The 5,535-nt window shown below is 70.4% G+C and carries 5 protein-coding genes; 2 read left to right on the forward strand and 3 right to left on the reverse strand.

The features are described from left to right. Positions 1 to 685 (forward strand): hypothetical protein (locus tag ACWELQ_RS36690; protein ID WP_452401615.1); only part of this gene is annotated, 685 nt, incomplete at its 5' end. A gap of 67 nt (positions 686 to 752) precedes the next feature. Here the strand turns inward: ACWELQ_RS36690 and ACWELQ_RS36695 are convergent. Together ACWELQ_RS36695 and ACWELQ_RS36700 are read right to left on the reverse strand one after the other, a co-directional pair. Beyond that, positions 753 to 1,532: an SDR family oxidoreductase gene (locus ACWELQ_RS36695; RefSeq protein WP_452401616.1), complete on the reverse strand. Its 780-nt coding sequence runs from the start codon at positions 1,530 to 1,532 to the stop codon at positions 753 to 755. A 161-nt stretch (positions 1,533 to 1,693) separates the two neighbouring features. Beyond that, positions 1,694 to 3,286 (reverse strand): TerD family protein, encoded by a 1,593-nt coding sequence (locus tag ACWELQ_RS36700; RefSeq protein WP_452401617.1) that lies wholly within the window; start codon positions 3,284 to 3,286, stop codon positions 1,694 to 1,696. 87 nt (positions 3,287 to 3,373) lie between these two features. Here ACWELQ_RS36700 and ACWELQ_RS36705 point away from each other — a divergent pair, with 87 nt between their 5' ends. Next, positions 3,374 to 3,868, forward strand: coding sequence for a hypothetical protein (locus ACWELQ_RS36705; RefSeq protein WP_452401618.1), 495 nt, complete (start codon positions 3,374 to 3,376; stop codon positions 3,866 to 3,868). 113 nt (positions 3,869 to 3,981) lie between these two features. Here ACWELQ_RS36705 and pabB read toward each other — a convergent pair whose 3' ends face one another. Next, complete coding sequence (gene pabB, locus ACWELQ_RS36710; protein ID WP_452401619.1) at positions 3,982 to 5,469, reverse strand: aminodeoxychorismate synthase component I; 1,488 nt, start codon at positions 5,467 to 5,469, stop codon at positions 3,982 to 3,984. Positions 5,470 to 5,535: the final 66 nt, after the last annotated feature.

Below are 5,535 nucleotides of genomic sequence, written 5' to 3' on the forward strand. Positions count from 1 at the left end.
CATGGCGGGCAATCTGGCGCCGCCCGCCGCCGAACCGACCCAGGCCACCACGACCCTGGCCGCACCGGTGTCCGCGCTGGCGCCGTGCGGTGACATCGCCACCGCCGCAACACCTCCCGACTGCTACCTACAGTCCCGCGACCCGGCGGGTCTGACCTTCGAGGTACGCCACACCGGCACCGGGCAGCGCGCCACGGTCACCATCTCGGTACTGGATCCCACCGGCGCGAACGTGCAGACCATTACCGAACAGTCGGTCGGCACCACCACGCCCCGCCTGCGCGACCTCGACAACGACGGCCGCGACGAGCTGCTCATCCCGATCATGCTGGCCAGCTCCAACACCCGCTACCTCGTCTACCACGCCACCGGTGACGCCGTGCGCCTCCAGCGTGCGGGCGAACTCGCGGGCATCGGCCTCGACACCACCGCCGCCGGTTACACCGTCGTCACCGCCCGCGACAGCTACGAACTCTGGAAGATCGAGTTCTACTATTTCGAGGCCGACATCCTGCACCCCCTCGTCACCGCCGAGGTCAGATTCCTCGACGACGGCACCGGGCACATCGGCGGCAGCCAATGCACGGTCACCGACACCGGGGGCCTCGCCCGCACCGCGCTCACCCCCGACCAGGCCACCACCCAGTTCTGCGCCGAACCCACGGTGCTGCGCGTACGGCGCTGAATCCGGGGATGCCTCAGGGGAGTTCCCGATACCGCCCGATCAACCCCGGCGCGACCATGGATACAGGTCAGCTCGCCGGTTTCGGACGGCGGTGCAGCCACTCGGCATAGTCGAACGACACTGCCTCGCCATCGGAGTCGAGGCACAGCGCGGCGTTGCGCACCCGTCGAACGACGCGGCCGAGCGGCGGCACCGGCAGCGGCAGCAGCGGACCGCCGAGCACCCGGCGGCGGATATCGGCCAGTTCGGCGAGGGTCTGCACAGCCGGGCCGCCCAGATCACGGAGGCGACCGGCCGGGCCCGCCTCCGCCGCGTCGGCCAGCCGCGCGGCCACCGCGGCGGTGTCGATCGGCTGGAATCGCATGGCGCTGCGCGGTGCCATGCGGAAAACGGCGGACGCGCCGAGGATCTCGTCGATGAGGTCGTGGAACTGGGTGGCGCGCAGCAACGTCCACGGAATCGGACCCTGCGTGACCACGCGCTCCTGGGCGACCTTGGTGCGGTAGTAGCCGAAGGGGACGCGGTCACAGCCGACGATGGAGATCTCCACGTGATTGCCGACCTTGGCGCGCTGCTCGGCGGCCAGCAGGGTGCGCACCCCCTCGACCATGACCCCGGCGCTGCGCAGCCCCCGATGACTCACGGCGTCCACCGTCGCGTACACCCCCTCGAGCGCCTCGTCCAGTCCCGCGCCCGTCGTCAGATCCACCGCGTGGTGCACGGTCCCCGGCACCGGCTCGCCCGGAGCGGACCGGCTCAACACCCGCACCGTATGTCCCCGCGAGACCAGCTCCCGCACCACCGGCACCCCGAGCGTCCCGGTGCCACCCACCACCGCCACCTGCATTGTCGATCCCCTTCCGCGACTCACTTCTTGGGACGCTAGGACCACACCCACTGCCGCTCAACATGATTCATCGCATGCCGTCGGATCCCCCACATTTCCCTCGAAGCCGCGCGTCGGTGCGGTTGGATACGCGGTCGCCGGGGTGGGGCGGCAGTCGCCGGTCAGATGTGGGTGGACTTGGTGCGGTTGCAGCCGCGGCAGAGGATCTGGAGGTTGGCGGGGCTCGTCGCGCCGCCGCGGCTGATCGGGATGATGTGGTCGAACTCGAGATAGTGGCTGTCGCCGCATTCGACGCAGCGGCCGCCGTCGCGCTGCCAGACGACCGCCTTCACATCCGGTGGGATGGTGCGGGTGTCGCGGCGGCCGGGGGCCAGCGCCAGGCGTTTGGCGATGCGGAGCGCGCCCTCCATGGCGGCGGCGACATAGGCGGCGTCGGCGACCTCCAGCAGCGCGCCGCCGCGCGCCGAGGTGGCCGACACCTCGACCAGGCCGTCGGCGCAGGTCACCGAAACCACCCGCGCCCACGGGATTTCGGTGCCCGCGTCGGAACCGGTGAAGCGGATCTTGCGGTTGCTGACGATGAGACGGCCTTCGCTGCGCTTGGTGCCGCGGGCCAACTGCCGGATATGGGCGGCGGGCAGACTCAAATGCACGCGTTCGTCGGGATCCAGGTGCAGGCCGGTGGTCTGGGCCAGCGGCAGTTCGCCGGAGCGCAGGCGGGTGAGCATGCGGCCGCGACGCAACCGGCGGCGCAGATCCTCGACGAGCGGCCCCGAGAGGGACAGCTCGGCGACGGTGTCCTCGAAATCGTCGAGATCCGGCTGTTCGACCACCCCGTCGGCGAAGGTGAAGGCCACCAGGCGTTCCAGGTGATCGTGAGCCGTCGGGCGCAGCATCTCCACCGCGGCGGCGCGCTCGATGCGCTGATAGCGCAGGGCGGCCCACAGGGTGTCCCAGTCCTCGTACGGTTCGGCGCGGCGCAGCGCGCGCTCGGCACGCGACTGCCAGTCGGCGAGGTATTCGCCTGTTTCGGTGACGCATTCGCGGCACAGCGCGGTCGCGTTGAACAGCCGACGGCGGCGGGGTTCGCCGCAGCGCGGGCAGTGCCGGGAATCCGGCGGCGGCACAGCGCGTGTCGCGGCGGTCCAGGTGGCGCCGTCCCACCAGCGCAGGCAGGCCGGATCGCGCGGGTCCGGATGCCAGTCCGCGCGTTCGGAATCCGGTGGCGGCGGGGTTCGGCGCGGCTGCGGTGTGCGGACCGGATCCACCCGCACCCCGAACTCCCGCACCAGCCCGCTCAGGCTGACCGCGCCCTCGCGTAATGCCCGGAACTCCCAGCCCTGTTCGTCGCGCAGAAACTCGCCCAGCACCAGCGCGGGCACCGGCTCGGAGACCTCCACCGCGTAATCGGCCACCGGCCGGTCATGATCGAGCACGGTCAGCCGCAGGCCCGCGACCTCGGCGAAAGTGCCCGTCACCGAACCAATCACCACGATCCCGGCCACCTCGGGCCCGGTACGCGGCAGCGACACCGACAGCCGCGCGGTCCCCGGGTCGGGTTCGCGATCCAGCGTCACCGCCTGCGACACATGCCGCGGCGCGTCGAACCACACGTAGTCCCGATCCGACCGCGCCCGCCCGTGCTCCGCCACCAGCACGGCCGAGGCCGCCACCTCCGCCCCCGGCCGCCACGAAAGGACAACCGTGAGAAGCGATGTCGGAACCGCCGTATGCTCGCCCGTGGTCAGATTCATGGTGCCCGAATGATGTCATGCCCCTCCGACAAGAGATTGCGATCAACCCTCCACCAGAATCTGAAAAACGTCCGGCACAGTAGAGGCATGAGCACTCCGAAAGGTTCCGGCCGCCCGGACCCCACCCCCCGCGCCAAACCCCCGACCTCCCGCGTCCCGACCGCGAGCGACATCCTCGCCGCCGCGCAGGCCGCCGTCGAGGCCGCCCAGAACGCCGCCGGACTGGCCCTCGACTCGGCGCAGACCACCGCCTCCACCGCCTTCGACACCGCCGTCCGGCTGCCGCCCGCCTCGATCCAGCTGGCCGCCCAACTGCCCGACCTGATCGAGAACCTCACCAGCGCGGTGGAACGGCTCAATGCCACCATCGACCGGCTCGACCGCACCCTCGCCCTGGCCGAGCCCGCCTTCGTCGCCTACGACAAGCTGCTGACCCGCCTCGAATCCCTCACCGCCCTGGGCGAAGAGGTGTTCAGCCGACTCGACAAACTCCCCGGCGTCTCCCTGCTCGGCCGCCTCACCACCCCGCGCCCCGACCCCGAACCCGCCGACGACAAATCCCGCCGCACCCGCCGCAAGTAGCTCGGACAGCGTTCGGCCAACGACCGGCGAGACGATGGGGAGGACATCGACTGCCTCTCCTGTGACGCCGTGATCCCCGCCGGGCAGAGCGCATGCCCCGAATGTGGGTGGAGCTACGCCTGAACTGTCTGCGGCACCGGCCCGGCCAGCCCGGGTAGCGCGCGCAATGCGGCGGCGGCCTTCCAGACCATTTCCCGATACTCCTCGGCCGGGTCGGAATCCAGCACCACCGCGCCGCCCGCACCCACCCGCCAGCGGCCGTCGTGCCGCACCGCGGTGCGGATGACGATATTCAGGTCGGCGGTGCCGCCCAGTCCCAGGAAGCCGATGGTGCCCGAATAGACGCCGCGCGCTTCGGTTTCCAGTGAGTCGATGATCTCCAGGGTGCGCAGCTTGGGCGCGCCGGTCATCGAGCCGCCCGGGAAACAGGCGCGCAGGCAATCGATCACGGTCAGCTCCGGACGTAACCGGCCGCGCACCGTGGACACCAGTTGATGCAGGGTGGTGTAGGTCTCGACCGCCATCAGATGCGGCACGTGCACCGACCCGATCTCGCAGACGCGACCCAGATCGTTGCGGAGCAGATCGACGATCATGAGATTCTCGGCGCGAGTCTTGGGGCTGCGCGCCAATTCCGCCGCCAACTCGGCATCCTCGGCCGGGGTGCGCCCGCGCGGCGCGGTGCCCTTGATCGGCTTGCTCTCCACCGTGCGGGAGCGATCCACCTTCAGGAAACGCTCCGGCGACGAGGAGGCCACCTCCAGGTCGGCGAAGCGCAGGAAGGCCGCGTAAGGGGCCGGGTTACCGCGCCGCAGCGTGCGATAGACGGTAAGGCCGTCGGCATCCCCGGGCGGGCAGGCGCTGTCGGTGATGCAGATTTCATAGGACTCACCGGCGAGCAACTGCTCCCGGCAGGCGGCGACATCGGCGAGATAGCGCTCCCGGCCGCGAGTCAGCAGCGGCGCGACCGTCTCCTCGTCCACGCGCAAGGCCAGCGGCGGCGGGTTCTCCCAGGTCGGCAGTGTTTCCACGACCGCACGGGTGGCGGCGAGCCAATCCCGCGCGGCGGCAGTCGATTCCGGTTCGGACAGGGCCAGCAGATGGGTGCGGCCCGCCTCGTGATCGACCACGATCAGGCGGTCGGCGAAGAGCCACTGCGCGTCCGGGGTGGGGGAGCGGTGCACCGCCCGCGCCCCGCAGTCGGCCTTCATCTCATAGCCGAGATAGCCGACATAGCCGCCCGCGAAATCGAAAGGCACATCCGGGAAGTCGATCTCCCGGCGGCGTAGCTCACCGGATAGATAATCGAGCACCCCACCCGGCACCTCGCGCCGCCCGACCGCGGACTCGACCTCCACGAACCCGCTCCCGACCCGGTAACGCACCACCTCGGCCAGCGGGCCCGAGGCGTCACCGAGGAAGGAGAAACGATCCAGACCCGGCTCCACATGCTCGCTGTCGAGCCAGAAGGCATGCGGGGCAGCGGAATACAGGGCATCGAATATCGCCTCGGTATCGACGGCCCGCTCCAGAACGGACTGCTCGACCCGGTATCGGACGGACTTCTCGCCCGTCATCCCGGTATCCGTTCCCTTCGTCATTCCTTTCGTCATTCCGGCGTGCCCTTGGCCGGAATCCACACTCGGGCGATGGATTCCGGCCAAGGG

The sequence above is a fragment of the Nocardia sp. NPDC004722 genome (assembly GCF_053601505.1).